The 18245-nt window shown below is 73.2% G+C and carries 15 protein-coding genes; 3 read left to right on the top strand and 12 right to left on the bottom strand.

Translation table 11 applies throughout. The features are described from left to right. Nucleotides 1-31 precede the first annotated feature (31 nt). The 3 genes from FH609_RS06165 to FH609_RS06175 are packed head-to-tail and all read right to left on the bottom strand — an operon-like array spanning nt 32 to nt 2872. Nucleotides 32-694, bottom strand: coding sequence for a response regulator (locus tag FH609_RS06165; protein WP_139666147.1), 663 nt, complete (start codon nt 692-694; stop codon nt 32-34). Next, nucleotides 691-2178 (bottom strand): sensor histidine kinase, encoded by a 1488-nt coding sequence (locus FH609_RS06170; RefSeq protein ID WP_193317786.1) that lies wholly within the window; start codon nt 2176-2178, stop codon nt 691-693. Before FH609_RS06170 ends, FH609_RS06165 begins: the two co-directional genes overlap by 4 nt. Before the next feature lie 46 nt (nt 2179-2224). Next, nucleotides 2225-2872 (bottom strand): TetR/AcrR family transcriptional regulator, encoded by a 648-nt coding sequence (locus FH609_RS06175; RefSeq protein ID WP_226961439.1) that lies wholly within the window; start codon nt 2870-2872, stop codon nt 2225-2227. 140 nt (nt 2873-3012) lie between these two features. Here FH609_RS06175 and FH609_RS06180 point away from each other — a divergent pair, with 140 nt between their 5' ends. Next, nucleotides 3013-4023 (top strand): hypothetical protein, encoded by a 1011-nt coding sequence (locus FH609_RS06180; protein ID WP_139666281.1) that lies wholly within the window; start codon nt 3013-3015, stop codon nt 4021-4023. 216 nt (nt 4024-4239) lie between these two features. On the opposite strand, the gene FH609_RS06185 is transcribed toward FH609_RS06180, so the two are convergent. From FH609_RS06185 to FH609_RS06210, 6 genes are all read right to left on the bottom strand, one after another. Then, nucleotides 4240-5154 carry an oxidoreductase gene (locus tag FH609_RS06185; protein ID WP_139666150.1) on the bottom strand — a complete coding sequence of 305 codons (915 nt, stop codon included), beginning with the start codon at nt 5152-5154 and terminating at the stop codon, nt 4240-4242. A gap of 99 nt (nt 5155-5253) precedes the next feature. Continuing rightward, nucleotides 5254-7560 carry a glycoside hydrolase family 3 N-terminal domain-containing protein gene (locus FH609_RS06190; protein WP_139666151.1) on the bottom strand — a complete coding sequence of 769 codons (2307 nt, stop codon included), beginning with the start codon at nt 7558-7560 and terminating at the stop codon, nt 5254-5256. 50 nt (nt 7561-7610) lie between these two features. After that, on the bottom strand, nt 7611-8510 hold the full coding sequence (locus FH609_RS06195) for a carbohydrate ABC transporter permease (protein ID WP_139666152.1): 900 nt from the start codon (nt 8508-8510) through the stop codon (nt 7611-7613). Then, nucleotides 8507-9409 (bottom strand): carbohydrate ABC transporter permease, encoded by a 903-nt coding sequence (locus FH609_RS06200; RefSeq protein ID WP_139666153.1) that lies wholly within the window; start codon nt 9407-9409, stop codon nt 8507-8509. Before FH609_RS06200 ends, FH609_RS06195 begins: the two co-directional genes overlap by 4 nt. A 10-nt stretch (nt 9410-9419) precedes the next feature. Continuing rightward, on the bottom strand, nt 9420-10724 hold the full coding sequence (locus FH609_RS06205; protein WP_139666154.1) for an ABC transporter substrate-binding protein: 1305 nt from the start codon (nt 10722-10724) through the stop codon (nt 9420-9422). A 238-nt stretch (nt 10725-10962) separates the two neighbouring features. Next, on the bottom strand, nt 10963-11979 hold the full coding sequence (locus FH609_RS06210; protein WP_139666155.1) for a LacI family DNA-binding transcriptional regulator: 1017 nt from the start codon (nt 11977-11979) through the stop codon (nt 10963-10965). Between the two features lie 134 nt (nt 11980-12113). Here FH609_RS06210 and FH609_RS06215 point away from each other — a divergent pair, with 134 nt between their 5' ends. Beyond that, nucleotides 12114-13220 carry an endo-1,4-beta-xylanase gene (locus tag FH609_RS06215; protein ID WP_139666156.1) on the top strand — a complete coding sequence of 369 codons (1107 nt, stop codon included), beginning with the start codon at nt 12114-12116 and terminating at the stop codon, nt 13218-13220. Between the two features lie 75 nt (nt 13221-13295). Here FH609_RS06215 and FH609_RS06220 read toward each other — a convergent pair whose 3' ends face one another. Continuing rightward, entirely contained in the window at nt 13296-13655 is a 360-nt protein-coding gene (locus FH609_RS06220) for a hypothetical protein (RefSeq protein WP_139666157.1), read from the bottom strand. Between the two features lie 879 nt (nt 13656-14534). Between FH609_RS06220 and FH609_RS30935 the strand changes: the two genes are divergently transcribed. Next, nucleotides 14535-14681 carry a hypothetical protein gene (locus FH609_RS30935; protein ID WP_193317787.1) on the top strand — a complete coding sequence of 49 codons (147 nt, stop codon included), beginning with the start codon at nt 14535-14537 and terminating at the stop codon, nt 14679-14681. 801 nt (nt 14682-15482) lie between these two features. On the opposite strand, the gene FH609_RS06225 is transcribed toward FH609_RS30935, so the two are convergent. Continuing rightward, nucleotides 15483-16793 carry a DUF6236 family protein gene (locus FH609_RS06225; protein WP_139666158.1) on the bottom strand — a complete coding sequence of 437 codons (1311 nt, stop codon included), beginning with the start codon at nt 16791-16793 and terminating at the stop codon, nt 15483-15485. A gap of 113 nt (nt 16794-16906) precedes the next feature. Then, nucleotides 16907-18163: a Gfo/Idh/MocA family protein gene (locus tag FH609_RS06230; RefSeq protein WP_139666159.1), complete on the bottom strand. Its 1257-nt coding sequence runs from the start codon at nt 18161-18163 to the stop codon at nt 16907-16909. Nucleotides 18164-18245: the final 82 nt, after the last annotated feature.

An 18245-nucleotide genomic window follows, 5' to 3' on the forward strand; every position in this document is an offset into this window, starting at 1 on the left:
GGCGAAGGTGCGGAATGCGTTCCGACGAACGTCAGGTCTGTTCGCGGGTCAGTCCGGCCTGGTAGCCGATCAGGGCGGCCTGCACCCGGTTGTTGACGCCGAGGGTCTGGAGAATTCCGCTGACATAGCCCTTGACGGTGCCCTCGGTGAGATGGAGGGCGGCCGCGATCTCCACGTTGGAGCGGCCCTGGCTCAGCAGCCTGAGGACGTCGGTCTCGCGGGCGCTGAGCGCGGCGACGCGCGGGTCGTGCCGGTGCGCGGAGATGTCGCGCAACGAGTCGACGAGGTGGTGCGCCACGCGCGGCGCGATCACCGCGCCCCCGTCGGTGACGGCGTCCACGCCGGCGATGAGTTCGGCCGGCGCCGTGGCCTTGAGGAGAAAGCCGTTGGCCCCGGCGGCGAGGCACCGGTGCAGGTTCTCGCCGGTGCCGAACGTCGTCAGGACGAGAACGCGGACGTCCGCGCCGATCCGCCGGATCTCCTCGGTGACGGCGATCCCGTCGCCGCGCGGCATCTCGATGTCGAGCAGCAGCACGTCGATCTGGTGGAGCCGGACGAGTTCGATCGCCTCGTGCCCGTCGCTCGCCTCGGCGACGACCTCGATGTGCGGTGCCGATGCGAGGATGGCGCGCACCCCGGCCCGCACCAGGGGTTCGTCGTCGGCGACGGCGACGCGGGTGGGCCGCGCGGTCATGGGACGAGCGCCTTGCGGACCAACGTGCCGTCGGCGAAGCACAGTTGCATGTAGTCGTCTCCGATGTCGAACCAGGTGTCGGCGGCGCGGTAGTACTCGCACGCGGCGCCGGCCGGCGCCGGGCGCGGCGTGAAGGTCGGCGGCAGCTCGTCGAGATGCGAGGGCGGCAGCAGGGGCCGCGTCTCGTCCCCGGTCATGCCGACCTCCAACTCCCCGAACTCCTCGGAGGACAGCCCGACCTGCTCCACCGTGACCGCGTTCACCGCCAGCAGCACCCCGAGTGCCACGCCCACGGCGGCCAGTGGAAAGACGGCGGACCGCCAACGCCGCCGCCCGTCACGCGGCGACGAACCCCCGCCCGCCGACCCGGGCGCGCCGCCCGGTAGCGGCACGGTCACCACGACGTCGAACGCGCCCGCCTCCCGCGTCACGGCGACCTCGCCACCGAGCGCGCGGGCCCGATCCCGGAGGCCGGACAGGCCGGACCCGGAGCCGGGAACTCCCGCGCGGCGGGCGGAGGTTCCGTTGCGCGCGTGGAGGGTGACCTCCCGCCCCGAGGCGCGGATGTCCAGCGTCAGCACCTGGTCCGGGGCGTGCTTCGCGGCGTTCGCCAGGAGTTCCTGCGTCATGCGGTACACCGCGCGGCGCAGCGCGACCGGCCAGCCGGCCGGGTCCACCGCGAGGTGCGCCTCGACGCGCGCCCCGCTGTCCCGGTGCCGCGCCACCAGGGCGGTCAGCGCGTCGGGGGCGGTCTCGCCGACCGCCGGATCGTCCTCGCGGAGCACCCGCAGAATGCCGTGCAGCGCGTCCACGGCGTCGACGGCCGCCGCGCGGGTGCGGGCGAACTGCTCGCGCTGCTCCGCCGTGTTGTGCGGATTCACCTCGCCGGCGCCCGCCGTGAGCGCGAGCACGCTCAGCTCGTAGCCCAGCGCGTCGTGCATGTCGGCGGCCAGCCGGGCGCGTTCCTCGTGGCGCACGGCCGTGGCGACCAGGCGTTGCTCGTGTTCGAGTTGTGCGGCGCGCGCCCAGCCGGCGTCGCGGAGGTCCGCGCGCAGCCGGGCGTCGGAACCGATCCACCAGGGAAGCACCATGGTCGCGACCAGCGTCAGAAACGCCACGATCGGATCGTTGGCGGTCGCGTCCAGCAGCCATCCCGCCGTCAGCGCGGCGGTCGCGCCGGCCGCGAGCAGCGGCGCCGCCCGGCCCGCCGGGCGGGCACGCCCGCTGAGGTAGGCGGCGAGGGGCGCGGCCACATACGGCCAGAGGCCCTGCCCGGTCGCCACCGCGAGGAGCACGGCGGCGGTGACGCAGGCGAGCCCGACGGGCGGCCGCCTCCGCCATCCGAGCCCGGCGGCGAGGGCCGCCGCCGTGCCGAGCGTCGCCAGCGGAGTGGCCGCGATCCGCTCGCCGGCGATCGCCAGGGGCACCACGAGCGTCGCGCCGAGGGCGACGGGCGTGCTGACGCGGCGATCGAAGAGGTCCACGGCGGTCATCCTCGCAGGCCCGGCCGGCGCGGACACCTGACGAAAGTCAGGCGGCCGGGCCGGCCGCACGCTCGGCGGCGTCGAGCGCGGGCATCAGCGGGGCCAGCGCGGCGCGGAGTTGGTCGGGCAGCGAGCCGGAGGGCACGACGAGTCCCCCGGCGCTCTCCCCGTTCCCGGCCGGGCTCAGCCAGCCCTCCAGCGCGATGCGCACCGCCGCCGCCACGCTCGCCGCGAGCACGCGGGCGGTGCCCGCCTCGGCGTCCCCCAGGCGTTCGGCGATCGCCGCCGTCAACGGGGGTTCGATGCCGGCGGTGGCGTCGAGGAACGCGTCGCGCAGCGTGGCGCGGGTGGTGATCAGGAGCAGCGCCTCGCGTTCCCGCTCGCCGGGGTTCGTGTACTGCTCGACCACCGCGTCGACGACCGCCTCGGCCAGCGGCACCCCGGCGGTCCCGGCCGCGACCGCCGCCGCGATCCGCGCCTCCCGGTCCCCGGTCACGGCGGAGACGATCGCCTGCTCGCGGCTGGCGAAGTAGTTGTTGTAGGTGCGCGGCGCGACCCCGGCCGCCCTGGCGATGTCCTCCACGCGCACCCGGTCGGGCCCGCGCTCCACGGCCAGGCGCAGCGCCGCCTCCCGCAGCGCCTCCCGCGTGGCCCGCTTCTTACGCTCCCGCAGCCCCGGTGGTGGTGTCGTCACGGCGTCAGCGTGCCACACGAGGCTGCGCGCCCGCAAAGTTACATCTGGCCCAAACTTGCGTGCGCGCATTTTTCCTGTCAGTCTCGGCTCGCCAGCGACCGCGACCGACAGACGAGGACGGCACCATGCGCGCCAGGGGAATGACCTACGACACCGGATTCGTCGTGCACGGCCGGACATCCCGCGAGGACCTCGACCCGGCCGTGGTGCGGCGCGAACTCGCCATCATCCGGGACGACCTGCACTGCGACGCGGTCCAGATCATCGGCGGCGACCCGGACCGGATGGAACGGGCCGCCGGCGCCGCCGTCGAACTCGGCCTGGAGGTCTGGTTCTCGCCGTACCCGCTGGAGCTGGACCCGCCGCGAATCCTCGCGCTGCTGGCCGACTGTGCCGAGCGGGCCGAACGGCTCCGGCGGCGGGGGGCCACCGTCGTGTTCGTCACCGGCGTGGAGCTGAGCGTGATGAACCACGGGTTCCTGCCCGGCGACAGCCCCGAGGAGCGGGTCGGGCGGCTGATGGGCCAACCCGAGCGGCGGGCCGACGCGCTGCGCGAACTCGGCGCCCGCGTCAACGCGTTCCTCGGCGAGGCCGTCGCCACCGTCCGCGCGCGCTTCCGGGGCAGGATCACCTATGCGGCCATCCAGTTCGAGCAGGTCGACTGGACCCCCTTCGACTTCGTGACGTTCGAGCTGATCCGCTCCGCCGAGGTCGCCGACCGGTTCCGCGAGGCGGTGCGCACCCTGGCCCGGGGCCCGAAGCCGCTGGCCATCACCGGGTTCGGCACCGCCGCCTACCGGGGCGCCGGCGATCGGGGCGGGCGGGTGCTGGAGGTGGTCGAGTACGACCCCGAGACCCGGGTCCCCGTGCGGCTGAACGGCGTCTACGAGCGCGACGAGGCCGGGCAGGCCGCGTATCTGGACGAACTGCTGGAGATCTTCGAAACCGAGGGCGTGGACAGCGCGTTCGTCTACCTGTTCGCCCTGCCCGGCTACCCGCACCGCCCGGACGGCGACCCCAGGGACGACCTGGACCGGGCCGGTCTTGGCATCGTCAAGCTCCTCGAAGGCCGCCGGGGAACGACCTACCCCGACCTGGCCTGGGAACCCAAGGCCGCCTTCACCGCCGTCGCGCGGCGCTACGCGAGGTGACGGGCGACCCCCGGCCCCCCAGCCAGTCTCCTGCGGTCCTGCGTTGCGCCCGCACCCGGCCGGTCGTGCGCCACGCGGGCCAGGCGTCGTAGCCCGCGCCCGAGCCTCAACCACACTGCGAGGTCTCGTCGTTCACCCGCCGCACCGGTCACCGGCCCGCACCCGCCACCCCGCAGGGGTGCACCGGCTCCGCCCCCGGGTGCCAGGGCCCAAGGGTCAACCCGCCCCGGGCAGGGGATAGTGGATGCCCGTCAGCTCCTCCGACGCCCGCCACAGCCGCAGCGCCACCGCGTCGTTGAGGGTCCAGGGCGCGCGGGGCGTGCGCCCCGGGCGGCCGCGCAGCGCGCCGGGCCCGGTGAACGAGTCCGGCGCGACGCCCGGCGCCGTCGCCGCGTAGAGCGTCGGCATCGCGCCGGCCTCCGGCCGGGCGGCCAGCAGCCGGTTGCCCAGCCGGGCGACGCGCTCCTTGACGGCGTTCCGCTCCAGCCTGGCCGCCTGGAGCTGGAGCCCGGTGTCGGCGTAGCCGGGGTGAACGGCGGCGGCCAGCAGGTCGGTGCCGGCGGCGCGGCGCGCCAGTTCGTGGGTGAAGAGCAGGTTCGCCGTCTTGGAACGCCCGTAGGCCAGCCAACGCCGGTAGCAGCGCTCGGCGTTGAGGTCGTTGATGTCGACGTTGCCGATGAGGTGCAGCAGGCTGGAGACGGTGACCACCCGTGCGCCGCCGGCGTTGCGCAGCGCCCCGCACAGCAGCCCGGTGAGGGCGAAGTGGCCCAGGTGGTTGACGCCGAACTGGCTCTCGAAGCCGTCCGCCGTGGTGGACCGGGGCACGGCCATCAACCCCGCGTTGTTGACCAGCAGATGGAGCGGCGCCTCGCCCCAGTCGCCGGCGAACGCGCGGACCGAGGCGAGGTCGCCGAGGTCGAGGAGGCGCAGCTCGGCGCGCGCCTCCGGCACCTCCTCCAGCAGCCGGGTCAGCGCGGACTGGCCGCGCCGCTGGCTGCGGCAGGCGAGCACCACCCGGGCGCCGCGCCGGGCCAGTTCACGGGCGGTGACATAGCCGAGCCCGCCGTTGGCGCCGGTGACCACCGAGGTGCGGCCCTTGAGATCGGGGATGTCCCGTGCGGTCCAACGCATGGCCCCAAGGGTAGGCCGCGCCCCGGTGGCGTGCGAGCGTTCGTCACTCCTCGTGACGCCCGGGGCGGGTGGGCCCCCGGGGACGCCCGACCGGCCGGCTCACCGCCCCGGCGCCGGCGCCGGCGCCGGCTCGACAGTGACCGGGCACCTCATCCGACGGTCGTGGCCGAGTCGGCGCTCCGGCCCGGTGAGGGTCAGCGGCAGGGCGTGCCGCAGGTCCCCGACCGAGGCGCCGAGCCGCAGCTCCAGCGCGCCCGGCTCCACGATCCGCCGCCCCGGCGCCACGGTGTAGCCGGCGAGGTCGGCGGGGAAGGTGAGCCCGACCCGCGCCGAAGCGCCGGCGGCCAGCGGGACCCTGGCGTAGCCGACGAGCCGGTTCACGGGCCGGGCGGTCCTGGCCACCGGGTCGTGGAGGTAGAGCTGCACCACCTCGGTGCCGTCCCGTTCCCCGGTGTTGGTGACGGTCACCGACACCGTCACCTCGCCGTCCGTGCTCGCGGTCTCGGCGGAGAGCGCGGCGTCGTTCCAGGCGAACGTGGTGTAGCCGAGGCCGTGGCCGAACGGGAAGAGCGGCGTCGGGTCGATGTTGCTGGCCTCGCCGGCCTGGCCGAGCGGCGGCGCCAGGTAACTCCACGGCTGCCCACCGGCGTTCCTCGGCACCCCGACCGGCAGCCGCCCGGCCGGGTTGATCCGTCCGGACAGCACGCCCGCGACGGCGCCCGCGCCCTCCTCGCCGGGGAAGAACGCCTGCACGGCGCCGGCGAGCCGGTCCGCCCAGCGGCCCAGCGCATAGGGCCGGCCGGTCAGCGACACCAGCACCACCGGCACCCCGGTGGCGAGCAGCTCGTCGAGGAACGCCCCCTGCTCGTCGGGGAGTTCGAGGTCGGCGGCGTCGCAGCCCTCGCCCGAGGTGCCGCGCCCGAAGAGCCCGGAGCGGTCCCCGACCACGGCGACGCACACGTCCGCGCCGGCCGCCTCGGCGGGCGTCGCGGCGCGGGTGACGCGCCCGCCCGGCAGCTCGGCGGCCAGCGCCTCGAAGAGGGTGGGCACCTCGACGCCCAGCGGCAACTCCGGGTGGCTGACGCCGACATGGCGCGGAAAGGTGTAGCAGCCCAGCAGCGGCGCCACGTCGTCGGCCAGCGGGCCGGCGACCGCGATCCGCGCCGCGCCGGCCAGCGGCAGCGCGCCGTCCCGGTTGGCGAGCAACACCACCGACTCCTCGGCGAGTTGGCGGGCGACGGCGCGCATCGCCGGCGGGTCGAGGTCGACCCGCCCGCCGTCGCTGAGCGCGGCCGGCTCGGGGCTGTAGTCGGCGTCGAGCAGGCCGAGTTCGGCCTTCTGGGCCAGCACCCGCAGCACCGAGCGGTCCACCAGCTCCTCGGGGACCTCGCCGGACCGCACCCGTTCCGCCAGCGGCGGGCCGTAGCAGCGTTGCGCGGGCAGTTCGACGTCCACGCCGGCGGCCAGCGCGACGGCCGCCGCCTCGCCCGGCGAGCCGGCGACGCCGTGGTTGACCTCAAGGAAGGAGATCCCGAAGTAGTCCGAGACCACCGTCCCCTCGAACCCCCAGTCCTCGCGCAGGAGTCGGATCAGCAGGTCGGCGTCGGCGGTGGCCGGCACGCCGTCCACATCGTTGTAGGCGGCCATCACGGAACGGGCCCCGCCCTCGCGCAGCGCCATCTCGAACGGCGGCAGCAGCACGTCGGCCAGCTCGCGCGGCCCCAGCGAGACCGGGGCATGGTTGCGGGCGGCCTGGGAGGCGGAGTAGCCGACGAAGTGCTTGAGGGTGGCCACGATCCCGGCCGACTCCAGGCCCCGCACATAGGCGGTGGCCACCGTCGCCACCAGGTACGGGTCCTCGCCGACGGTCTCCTCGGTGCGGCCCCAACGCGGGTCGCGGGTGACGTCGAGCACCGGGGACAGCCCCTGGTGGATGCCGACCGAACGCATCGAGTCGCCGATCAACCGGGCCGCGCGCTCGACCAGTTCGGGGTGGAAGGTGGCGCCCCAGGCCAGCGGCGTGGGGAAGATCGTCGCCTGCCAGGCGGTGAACCCGGTCAGGCACTCCTCGTGCGCCAGCGCCGGAATCCCGAACCGCCCGGCCGCCACGATCCGCCGCTGGTCCTCGGCCAGCAGCTTCGCCTTCTCGGTCGGGTCCACCGGCAGCGTGCCGAACGGGCGGGTCAGCTGGCCCAGGCCGTGGGGCAGCAGCTCGGCGAGGTCGGGCTGGCCGTTGTTGATCTGGTGCTGGAGCGGCGCGACCTCGGCGTCGTCCTCGCCGCCCACGTCGGAGCCGGGCCAGATGCTGACCAGCTGGGCCAGCTTCTCCTCCAGCGTCAGCTCGGCCAGCAGCGCCTCGGCCCGGGCGAGCGGGGTGCGGGTGGCGTCCTGCCAGGGCTGGTCCATGGAACTCCTCGTCTCGGTGTCCGGGTCGGGGCGTGCCCCCGGCGTCGCGCTCACTTGCCGCCCACCCCCATCAGTCCGTTGATCAGCTGGCGGCGCGCGAACAGGTAGGCCGTGAAGATCGGCACGATGGACAGCACCACGGCGGCCAGCAGCGCCGGGATGTCCACCCGGAACTCGCCCACGAAGTCGTAGAGTCCGAGCGTCAGCACCCGGGTCTCGCGGGACTGGGTGAGGATCAGCGGGAAGAGGAAGCCGTTCCACGCGCTGAGCGCCGAGAAGACGCCCGCCGTGGAGATGCCGGCCCGGGACATCGGGATGACCAGCTGGAAGAGGACCCGCACGGACCTGGCGCCGTCCAGCGCCATCGACTCGTACAGCTCCTCGGAGATGTCCCGCATGGTGCCCACCAGGATCAGCACGCTCACCGGCAGCGAGAACGCGGCGGTGGGCAGGATGATCGCCAACAGCGTGTCGTAGAGCGACAGTTCGGTGATGATCAGGTAGATCGGGATGATCACCGCCTGGGAGGGGATCGCCAGGCCCAGCAGGAAGAGCTGGAACGCCCGCTGGCTCAGCCGCGACCTGGTGCGCACGATGCTGTAGCTGACGGTCACCGCCAGGGTGAGCACCAGCGCCGAGCAGGAGGCCGTGACGATCAGGGTGTTGAGCAGATAGCGCGGGAAGTCGCCCTCCAGCACCTGCCGGTAGCTGTCGAACGAGATCGAGTCGGGTAGCGACAGCGGCCCGTTGTCCAGGTACTCCTGGCGGCTCTGGAGCGTCGAGGCCACCAGGATGTACAGCGGCACGATCACGATGACCAGCCAGACGAACGCCCCGATCCCGGCCGGGTAGTTGGCCCTCGGCAGCCGGAACGGGCGCCGGCCGCGCGCGGGTGGCGCGGGCGGGGCGTCCTTCGCCGGCGTGGGGCGGAGATCCGTTTCGGTGCTCACATGCCCTCCCGGGTGCTGCGCATCCTGTTGAACCCGGTCAGCCGCACCAGCAGCAGCGAGGTGCCGGTGGCGACGATCACCAGGGCGGCGGCCACGGCGCTGGCGTAGCCCAGGTCGAACGCGCGGAAGCCGGTCTCGTACATCAGGTAGGGAACGATCGCGGTGGCGTCGCCCGGGCCGCCGCGCGTGAGGATCAGCACGACGTCGAAGTAGGTCAGCGCGCCCACCACCATCAGCACCGTGGAGGTGACGATGGTGTTCCGCAGCTGCGGCAGCGTGACATGGAAGAACTGCCGCACCGTGCCGGCCCCGTCGATGGACGCGGCGTCGTAGAGCGACTGCGGGATCTGCCGGGCGCCGCCCTGGTAGATCAGCATGTGGAACGGGGCGAACTGCCAGCCGGAGACGAAGAGGATCGCCGCGAACGCGCCGGTGCTGGAGCCCAGCAGGTCGGCGTTGTCCAGGTCGAACCAGTCGGCGAAGTCGGCGGCCAGGCCCAGGTTGGGGTCGAAGATGGTGCGCCACAGCAGGGCGAGCGCCACCGAGGAGGCCAGCAGCGGCAGGAAGAAGATGGCCGAGAGCACCGCCCGGTTGCGCTGCCGGCCCGCCGCCCAGACGCCGAGCAGCAGCACGACGGGCGTCTGCGTCAGCCAGCTCAGCGCGGTCAGCAGCAGGCTCAGCCAGATGGCGTTGCGCATCCCGTCGTCGTTCCAGAGCCGGGACCAGTTGTCCAGGCCGGTCCAGCTCGGGTCGCTCAGGCCGTCCCAGTCGGTGAAGGACAGATAGCCGACGATCCCCATCGGGGCGGCGGCGAACAGGAAGAAGAAGAGCACGGCCGGAAGCGCCCAGGCGATGCCTGGGCGCCCGGCGCGCGGGGAGCGAATCGTCTCGCGCTTCACGGATGTGGTCCTAGAGGTTCTGCATCGCTTCGACGAACTGCTCGGCGCTGAGCTGGCCGCTGAACAGCTTCTCGATGTTGTCGATCATCGGCGTCGACTGGTCGGCGGGCAGCGCCTGGTCCCAGGAGAGGGTGAAGCTGGGCGCGTTCCGCACCATCTCGTACTGGAAGCGGGCGTACTCGGGCGTGGGCGCCTCGTCCAGCAGGCTCTCGGCGTCGGCCGTGGTGGGGATGTCGCCGTTGGCGATCAGCGCGCTCGCGTAGTCCTCGGAGGCGTGCAGCTTGAGGAACTCGACGGCGGCGTCCAGCTTGTCGCCCTCGACGTTGGCGTTGACCGACCAGTAGTTGGTCGGGTTGCCGACCAGCGCGGCCGGGTCGCCGGTGCCGCCCTCGATGGCGGGGAAGGTGGCCCAGGCCAGGTCGCTCTCGGCGAACTCCGGCTGGTTGGACAGCTGGTTGGCGAACTCCCAGCTGCCCATGAGGTGCATCGCGGCCTCGCCCTGGGCGAAGAACGTCGAGGCGCCGTCGGTGGTGTAGCTGACGGAGCGGAAGTTGTTGCCGAAGGCGCCGGCCTCCACCAGGTCGGTGGCGTTCTGCGCGGCAGCGAGGACGGCGGGGTCGCCCCAGGCGGCGGAGTCGCCGTTCCTGATCCGGTCGAAGATCTCCGCGCCGCCCTGGCGGTCCAACAGGTACTCCAGCCACATCAGTTCGGTCCACGGGTCGGCGCCGGCCAGCACCGCCGGGGTGATGTCCCGCTCCACGAACGTGTCCACCAGCGAGAACAGGTCGTCGAGCGAGGCGGGCGGCTCGACCCCGGCCTCGTCGAAGAGCGTCTGGTTGTAGAAGAGGATCACCGGCTGCACGCCGCGCATCGGCACGCCGTAGTGGCGGCCGTCGATGGCGCCGGCGTCCAGGATCGACGGGATGAACGCGTCGCCGAACTCCGGGTCGTCGGCGAGGGTGTCGGTGAGGTCGATCAGCATGTCCTCCTCGACGAAGTCGGCGATGCTGCCGCCGCCCCAGTTGAAGAAGATGTCCGGCGCGTTGGGCGATCCCATCGCGGTGCGCATCCGGTCCTGGTAGTTCTCGCCGGGTATCTGCGTGAGGTTGACCTGGATGTCGGAGGTCTCGTTGAACCGCTCGACGAAGTCCTCCTGGATCGTGGTGGAGCCGTCCTGGTAGACCCAGACCTCCAGGCTGTCCGAGCTGCCGCCGGGGCCGTCGCTGCCGCAGGCCGCGAGCGTGGTCGCGGCGACCGTGCAGGCGGCCGACACCGCCAGGACCCGAAGTCGTGGTCTCAGGTTGGGGCTTCGCATCGCACACCTTCCGGAAAATCGCCGATAATTATCGGTGGATGGCGATGCAAGTTACGGGGGTGCTGCCGTTCCGTCAACGGTGCGGACAAACTTCCCCGATGGATTCGGTCAATCGCCGCCGGAACGAGACCTGCGCGGCGGGCGGGGGCGCGTGCGGGTGCGCTCAGCGCGCGGGCGGGTGCGGGTGCGCGCCGGGCGCGGGTGCGTGCGCGCCGGCGCCTTCAGCGGGCGGGCGCGCTCAGCGCGCGGGCGGGGGAGCGGTGGAGGACCGCACCACCAACTCGGTCGCCAACTCCAGGCGCGGCGTGTCGATCTCCTCGCCCCGCGCCTGCCGCAGCACCGTGCGCGCCGCCACCTTGCCCATCTCGGCCAGCGGCTGGCGGACCGTGGTCAACGGCGGCGCGGACCACCGCATTTCCGGAAGATCGTCGAAACCCACGACGCTCACCTCCTGCGGAACGCGCAGCCCGCGCCGCCGCAGCGCCTCCATCGCGCCCATCGCCATCTGGTCGCTCGCGGCGAAGAGCGCCGTCGGCGGGTCCGCCAGCTCCATCAGCCGCTCGCAGCCGGTGAACCCGGACTCGTGGTAGAAGTCGCCCGGCACCGTCAGCTCCTCGTCCACCGGCAGCCCCGCGCCCTCAAGCGCCGCGCGGTAGCCGTCCAACCGGGCGCGGCTGCACAGCAGTCGGGGCGGCCCGGCGATGAAGCCGATCCGCCGGTGGCCCAGCGACAGCAGGTGCTCGGTGGCGGCCAGCCCGCCGGCCCAGTTGGTGGCGCCGACGGTCGGCGCGTCCAGCGGCGGGGCGCCGGCCGGGTCCACGACCACGATCGGCACGCCCAGCCGGTGCAACTCCTTGTGCAGCAGCGGCTCCAGCACGCTGGTCACCATGATCACGCCGTCCGATGCCCGCGCCCGCAGGTTGGTCATCCACTGCCGGGCCGCGCCGGCCCGGTCGTGGATCGCGGAGACCACGGTCCCGACGCCCGAGGCGTGCGCGACCTCCTCGACGCCCCGGATGATCTCCACGGCCCAGGGGCTGTCGAGGTCGTTGAAGACGAGGTCGACCAAAGCGGCCCGGTCGCCGGGCGCGTGGGTGCGCCGCCGGTAGCCGTACTGGCGCAGCAGCTCCTCGACCCGGGCCCGGGTCTCGGGGGCCACGTCGGAACGCCCGTTGACCACGCGCGATACCGTGGGCACGGAGACCCCGGCCTCCCGGGCGATGGCCGTGATGGTGACTTTGCGTTCCGCTGCCATGGGGTACCTCTTCGTTGGTTCTGGTGCTCCGGAAGTTTTTCAACATTATTCCGGAAGGGTTGACGCTCCCCCAAGTGCCCCTTAGAAACGGAGCCGTCAGCCTGCGGGGGCGTGACAACGAAAGGGGCATCGCTATGTCTCCCCTGGTGCGCAGAGCCGCGATCGCCGTTACCGCCGGAGCCTTGCTCTCCGGGGTGGCGTTCGTCAACGCACAGGCCCAGGAAACCACGGGCGCCGCTCCGGCCGCCGAGGCCGAGGCCGTTCCCGACGCCGGGACCGAGGCCGCGACGCTGCAAGAGGCCGCGTCGGCGACCGGCCGCTTCATGGGCACCGCCATCGCGGACGGCCGCCTCAACGACCCCACCTACACCAACATCGCCTCGACGGAGTTCTCCAGCGTCACCGCCGAGAACGTCATGAAGTGGGAGTCCATCCAGCCCAACCGCGACCAGTACAACTTCGCGGGCGCCGACCGGCTGATGGAGTTCGCAGCCGCCAACGGCCAGCAGGTCTGGGGCCACACCCTGGTCTGGCACAGCCAGCTGCCGGGCTGGGTGTCCAACGGCGGCTTCGGAGCGGAGGAGCTGGACGCGATCGTCCAGGACCACATTGGCACTGTCGTCGGCGAGTACGCCGGCGAGATCGCCTACTGGGACGTGGTCAACGAGGTGTTCAACGACGACGGCTCGCTGCGGCAGTCCGTCTTCCTCAACACGCTGGGCGAGGAGTACATCGCCGACGCGTTCCGCTACGCGGAGGCGGCCGACCCCTCGGCCAAGCTGTGCATCAACGACTACAACACCGAGCACACCAACGCCAAGAGCGACGCCATGTACGAGCTGGTCTCGGGCCTGCTCGACCAGGGCGTGCCGATCGACTGCGTCGGGTTCCAGATGCACCTCATCCTGGACCAGTACTCGGCCTCGGACATCCAGTCCAACCTCCAGCGCTTCGCCGACCTCGGCCTTGAGGTCGTCGTCACGGAGTTGGACGTGCGGATGGACCTCCCGGCCGACCAGGCGAAGCTGGAGGCGCAGGCCACCCAGTACGCCGACGTGGTCGGCGCCTGCGTGGCGGTGGACGGCTGCACCGGCGTGACCATCTGGGGCTTCGGCGACGCGGACTCCTGGGTCCCCGGTACGTTCCCCGGGCAGGGCGCGGCGCTGCCGTGGGACGACAACTACCAGCCCAAGCCGGCCTACAACGGCATCCTGGAGGGCTTCGGGGCGACGGCCGACTAGAGCCAGGGCGCGCGCCCGCACCCCGACCCCGTGACCCCGGCGGCATCCCCCATGTGCCGTCGGGGTCACGGGCGTTCAGCCCAGGCGGGAGGGCGGCCGGCCGGGTCGGCGGCGGGGTCGGCGGCGGTGGCGCGCGGCGCGGGCGGCGTCGACGGCCAGCCCGCCGAGGATGACGAGCGAGGAGAGGAGCAGCAGCCCGCCGAGTGCCATCAGCAGGAGGGCGTTCATCTCGTGGTCGTCCCGCTGGCGGGCTACCGCGTCCTGGGGCGTGGAGCCGTCGAGCGCGATGCACTCGGAGACGCGCGGGTCGCAGGAGTTCGGCTCGAACTCGTCCATCAGGTTGATGCCCGTGCTCACCAGCCAGAGCCCGAGGCCGAGGAGGACGGCGGCCAGCAGAATGGCCAGCGGCTGGCCGCGTCCTCGCGTGTGTGCCATGGCGCCGCGCCCCTCTCCCCGGCCGGCTCCCCGGCCGCCGCCGCCACGTTAGCGGCCGGCGGGGGGGGCGTCGCCGTGTTTCACCGGAACGGGGCTCGGTTGGGAGGGGTGAACGGGGTGGGGTGGGTGCGGGGTGGGCGCCGGGGCCCTGGGGGCCCCGGGCGTGCCCGGGCGCTCCCGGGCCTTCGGGTGCGGGCCGGTGGCCGGTGCGGGGCAGCCCGACTGGTCGTTTCGTTGGTTGACGAGACTCTGCGGTGTGGTTGGGGTTCTGGCGCGGGCCACGACGCCGGGCCTAGATGGCGCACGATCGGCCGGGTGCGGGCGTAACGAATGCCGGCAGGAGGCTGGCTGGGAGGGGGGGCGCGGCTTCCGGGAGGTGGAGTTCGTTGCCGAACGGGGGTCAGCTCTGGCGGTGCGTGCCCTCCGGGCGCGGGGACCGCGCCTTGTTCGGGGGCCGGCCGGCGGCTGGGGGCGTGCGTAGCGCGCACCGGCTTCGCCGGCCTGCCCCGGCATGTCGCCCGTCTCGGACGTGGCCGATCGTCGGGCGACTGAAAGGGACGGTGCGGCTTGTGTGTGAAGCGGGCCGTGTGCGGGGTGTCCGGTTAACGACCACGCTGCCGCGCGAACATAGTCTGCCGTCGTGGTAGTCCGCGCGCCGTCGACTTCCGAGGGCGGGCGCGCCGGGGGGTGGGGGACCTTTTTTCTAGGTGCCCGTTTGGAAGTGAACGGATCGTTCAACGACCGGGGCCCGGCCCGCTCTTGCCCGGTCGTCGTCACTCCCGGAGCACACGCCTATGGTGCTACCTCCTGCTGGTGGGGGTGTCCTTGCGGACCTGCGAGGTTCGACAGGGGGGCGCGCTGCCCCTACTCTGCCTGGACATGACAGTCCAACGCGTGCTTTCCGTCCTGGAGCGGCTTCGCGACACCGGGCTGCGGGAGTCCGTCCTCGCGCCCCGCGTCGGGCCGCCGACCGTGGACGAACTCCGGGACCTCACCGACTTCTCCGGCCCCGCCCCGAGTCGTTGAACGATCTGTTCACTTCCAGACGGGCACCTACAGAAAGAGACCCCCACCCCCGGCGCGCCCGCCTTCGGGAGTCGACGGCGCGCTGACTACCAAGACGGCAGACTATGTTCGCGCGGCAGCGTGGTCGTTGACCAAACGCCCCGTCCTGCCGGCGGAGTGGAGTGGCGAGGGCCGTCCCTTTCAGTCGCCCGACGATCGGTCACGTTCGAGACGGGCGACATGCCGGGGCAGGCCGGCGAAGCCGGTGCGCGCTACGCACGCCCCCAGCCGCCAACCGGCCCCCGAACAAGCCGCAGTCCCTGCGCCCGGAGGGCACGCACCGCCATTCCCGACTACCCCTGGCGGCAACGAACTCCACCTCCCGGAAGCCGCGCCCCCCCTCCCAGCCAGCCTCCTGCCGGCATTCGTTACGCTCGCACCCGGCCGAACGTGCGCCATCTAGGCCCGGCGTCGTGGTCCGCGCCAGAACCCCAACCCCCACCCAACGAGCCTCGTCGAGGGACGGCGACCAGTCGGGCTGCCCCGCACCGGCCACCGGCCCGCAGACAAACCCCGCACCCACAAGAGAGACCCCTAGAGTCCGCCAGGTGGGGTCCGGTCGACGGCCCTGACAGTCGCCGTCGACCGAACCCCGGGCCGGTCCGCCGTTCGGCGTGTGCCGCGCGGTGGTGACCGGTCCCTGGGGGTTCCCCGCACGACCCGAGGGGTCGCCCCTCGCCCCCGGACCAAGCCAACCAGCCTGCGGCGGCCGGCACTTGGCGCTGCGCGCCAGGCATGGGGCGCTCCGCGCCAATCTCCCGTTCAGCGCCGCCGCCGGCGGCGGCCGGGGGCCGCGCGGCGCACGGCGGAACGGACCCGGGCGACGACCTCGGAGGGGCCGAGTTCGCCGCGCAGGCTCAGCAGATAGCCCGTGGGGTGCCCGGCGAGGGCCTGCCTGCGCTGGTCGAGCGCGCTGCTGGCCGCCCCGACGAGGCAGCCGGCAGCCACCCCGGCGCCGGTGAGGACGGACGGCACGCGCGCGACCTCGGCCAGCACCCCGAGGGCCGCCGGCGGCGCGAGCGTCTGGAGCGTCAACACGGCCCGCGCCGGCTGGAGGCCGAGCCGGCCGATCTCGTTCTCCATCCGCTCGATCGGCCCCGTGATCTCGCGTTCCACCCGGTTCCGCAGCTTGGCGGCCCGCACCTCCGGGTCGGGCAGTGCGCTGATCTCGACGAGATCGGGGGCCAGTTCGTCGAGGAACGCGCGGAAGTCCAGCAGTTCGGGCAGCAGCCTCCGCCGCGCCTCGATGATCCGGTCCACCGGCACCTCGGCCAGGTCCCTCGGCAGCACGGTCCGCAGCGCGAGCAGCGCGAACACCTGCCCGGCGTCGGCCCCGTCCCCGTCGTCATCCCCGTCCCCGTCGGCGAGGAGCAAGTCCGCCAGGGTCTCGACCGTCCAGCCCGAGGTGACGGCACACATCAACGGCTGGTCGGTGAGCGGGGTCATCGCGTTCTCCCGGGCGACCACGTCCGCGAGCACCGCCAGATAGACGCGGCCCAGGTCCCGGTGCATCGCCAGGTCGCTCACGTCGAGCACCCGGCTGTCCGAGGCGCGGCGCCACTGGTAGCTCCGGGCGAACAGCAGCCCGGCGTCCGCGAGTCGGCGGGCCAGCCGGTAGGACATCTTCGCCGGGTGCACCTTCGCCAACCGGGGGTCCAGCGGCTGGAGTTCGTCATACACCTCGCCCCGTGCCGGCTGGTGCCGCACCGGGGCCAGCGCCTCGATCCCGTAGCGGGGGAGCAGTGCGTCCCGGTGCCGGTCGAGGAAGTCGTAGAACAGCGCGTCGACCTGGTCCTCGGTGCCCGTCAGCCGGTGCTCGAAGTAGACGGGATCGACGCGGCGCAGCACGTCCTCGTCCACCCAGGGTTCCCGGCGTCCGGCGCCCCAGCCGGGGCGCACGTCCACGATGAAGTCGGCCTCCTCGCGCAGCCGTCGCACGGTGTCGGACTCGCGCAGGCCGTAGTAGCCACGGGGGTGGATGCGGCCGAGCTGCGGCCAGTGCAGCGCGGCCGCCTTCACCCAGGCGTCGTCGGGCAGGTTGACATGGGGAAAGTAGAGGGCGGTGTCGCTCACGGGCATCACCCTGCCGCGTCGACACCGCCCGGGGAAGGCCCCGCCCGGGGAAGGCCCCGCCCCGGGAAGACCCCCGAGGCGCCAACCGTCGGCCCGCCGCCCTCGCTTCCCGCTCAGCCCTTGTCGCTCGGCGGGTCCCCGAGGTCGGGAACGGGCAGCCGTTCCCCGCCGCGCAGCGCCGAGGCGTGGGCGACGACGCCCGGCAGGGTGTACCGGGCCGCGACCCACGCGTTGACCGTGGGCAGCGTGCCCGCGTTCACGGCCGTGACGAAGTCGTCGACCAGGAAGTGGTGGCTGCCCTCGTGCCCGTTCGGCTGGTGCGCGAACTCCTTCGGCAGCCGCGAGCGGTCGTGCACCGGCGCGGTGCCGGAGACGAACGCGTCCCGCAGCGCCGGGTCGACATGTGCGAGCGACGGGTCGTCGGCGGCCAACGACGGTGCGGGGCGCAGCAGTTCGCTGATGTCCGTCACGCCCTCCTTGTCCTGCCAGACGCTGAACGTGGCCAGTTGCTCGAAGCTGCCCTCGGTGCCGAAGAAGCGGAACCTGGACTCCCTGATGTGCGAGGGGTAGCCCACCCGGCGGAACTCGTTGATGCGGAACGAGCCCCCGCCGGCCACCTCGAAGAGCGCGGTGGCGTTGGAGATGTCGTTGCCGAACTGGCTGACCTCGCGGTCGAAGACGCCGTCGCCGCGCTCGTCGCGGACCCCGAGCGCGGAGACGCTGACCGCGTGCGTTCCCCACGCGCCGAGCACCCCGCCGACGGAGTGCGTCGGGTAGAGCAGCGGCGGATAGCTGGCGGTGGCCTTCCAGTTGTCGCCGCCGCTGTACTGGTAGGCGGCGTAGAAGCCGAGGTCCATGTCGTGGACGTAGTCGCCCTCGGCGTAGAAGAGGCGGCCGAAGGCGTTCTCGGCGACGCGGTTCCTGGCGTAGACGGTGGCCGGGTTGTAGTGGCTGGTCTCGCCCATCATGTAGGTCAGGCCGGTCTCCCTGACCGCCTCGACGATGGCGCGTATCTCCTCCTCGGAGACGGCCATCGGCACCGCCGAGTAGACGTGCTTGCCGGCGCGCAGCGCGGCCACGGCCAGCGGCCCGTGGGTCCAGCGCTGGGTGAACAGGGCGACGGCGTCGATCCGTTCGTCGGCGAGCATCGCCTCGAACGACGGCACGGTGCCGGCCAGGCCCTGCTCGGCGACGAGGGCCTCGGCCCGTTCCGGCAGCAGGTCGGTCGCGTAGACGGCGCCGACGCCTGGGTGGAGGTGGAACAGCTTGCTGAACGCGCCGGCGAACTGGCCGGCGCCGACGATGCCGACGGAGAAGCCGCCCGGGCGGGCCGGGGGCGTCGAGGGTGCCGTGGGCTGGGGGAGGGGCATGTGCGGGTTCCTCACTCGGCTCCGGGAAGGGGTCGGCGGGCGCCGGCCCAACTCCCTCAGGAACCATCGCGGACAAACGCTT

This window comes from Streptomyces sp. 3MP-14, assembly GCF_006334905.2.
GTDB classification, from domain to species: Bacteria; Actinomycetota; Actinomycetes; order Streptomycetales; family Streptomycetaceae; genus Streptomyces; species Streptomyces triticirhizae.

What these genes read in the sequence shown, in the direction of transcription:
- FH609_RS06205 (WP_139666154.1), bottom strand. Translation starts at nt 10,724, where the DNA reads ATGCGAAGCCCCAACCTGAGACCACGACTTCGGGTCCTGGCGGTGTCG.
- FH609_RS06210 (WP_139666155.1), bottom strand. Translation starts at nt 11,979, where the DNA reads ATGGCAGCGGAACGCAAAGTCACCATCACGGCCATCGCCCGGGAGGCC.
- FH609_RS06190 (WP_139666151.1), bottom strand. Translation starts at nt 7,560, where the DNA reads ATGGACCAGCCCTGGCAGGACGCCACCCGCACCCCGCTCGCCCGGGCC.
- FH609_RS06185 (WP_139666150.1), bottom strand. Translation starts at nt 5,154, where the DNA reads ATGCGTTGGACCGCACGGGACATCCCCGATCTCAAGGGCCGCACCTCG.
- FH609_RS06230 (WP_139666159.1), bottom strand. Translation starts at nt 18,163, where the DNA reads ATGCCCCTCCCCCAGCCCACGGCACCCTCGACGCCCCCGGCCCGCCCG.
- FH609_RS06215 (WP_139666156.1), top strand. Translation starts at nt 12,114, where the DNA reads ATGTCTCCCCTGGTGCGCAGAGCCGCGATCGCCGTTACCGCCGGAGCC.
- FH609_RS30935 (WP_193317787.1), top strand. Translation starts at nt 14,535, where the DNA reads ATGACAGTCCAACGCGTGCTTTCCGTCCTGGAGCGGCTTCGCGACACC.
- FH609_RS06180 (WP_139666281.1), top strand. Translation starts at nt 3,013, where the DNA reads ATGACCTACGACACCGGATTCGTCGTGCACGGCCGGACATCCCGCGAG.
- FH609_RS06220 (WP_139666157.1), bottom strand. Translation starts at nt 13,655, where the DNA reads ATGGCACACACGCGAGGACGCGGCCAGCCGCTGGCCATTCTGCTGGCC.
- FH609_RS06165 (WP_139666147.1), bottom strand. Translation starts at nt 694, where the DNA reads ATGACCGCGCGGCCCACCCGCGTCGCCGTCGCCGACGACGAACCCCTG.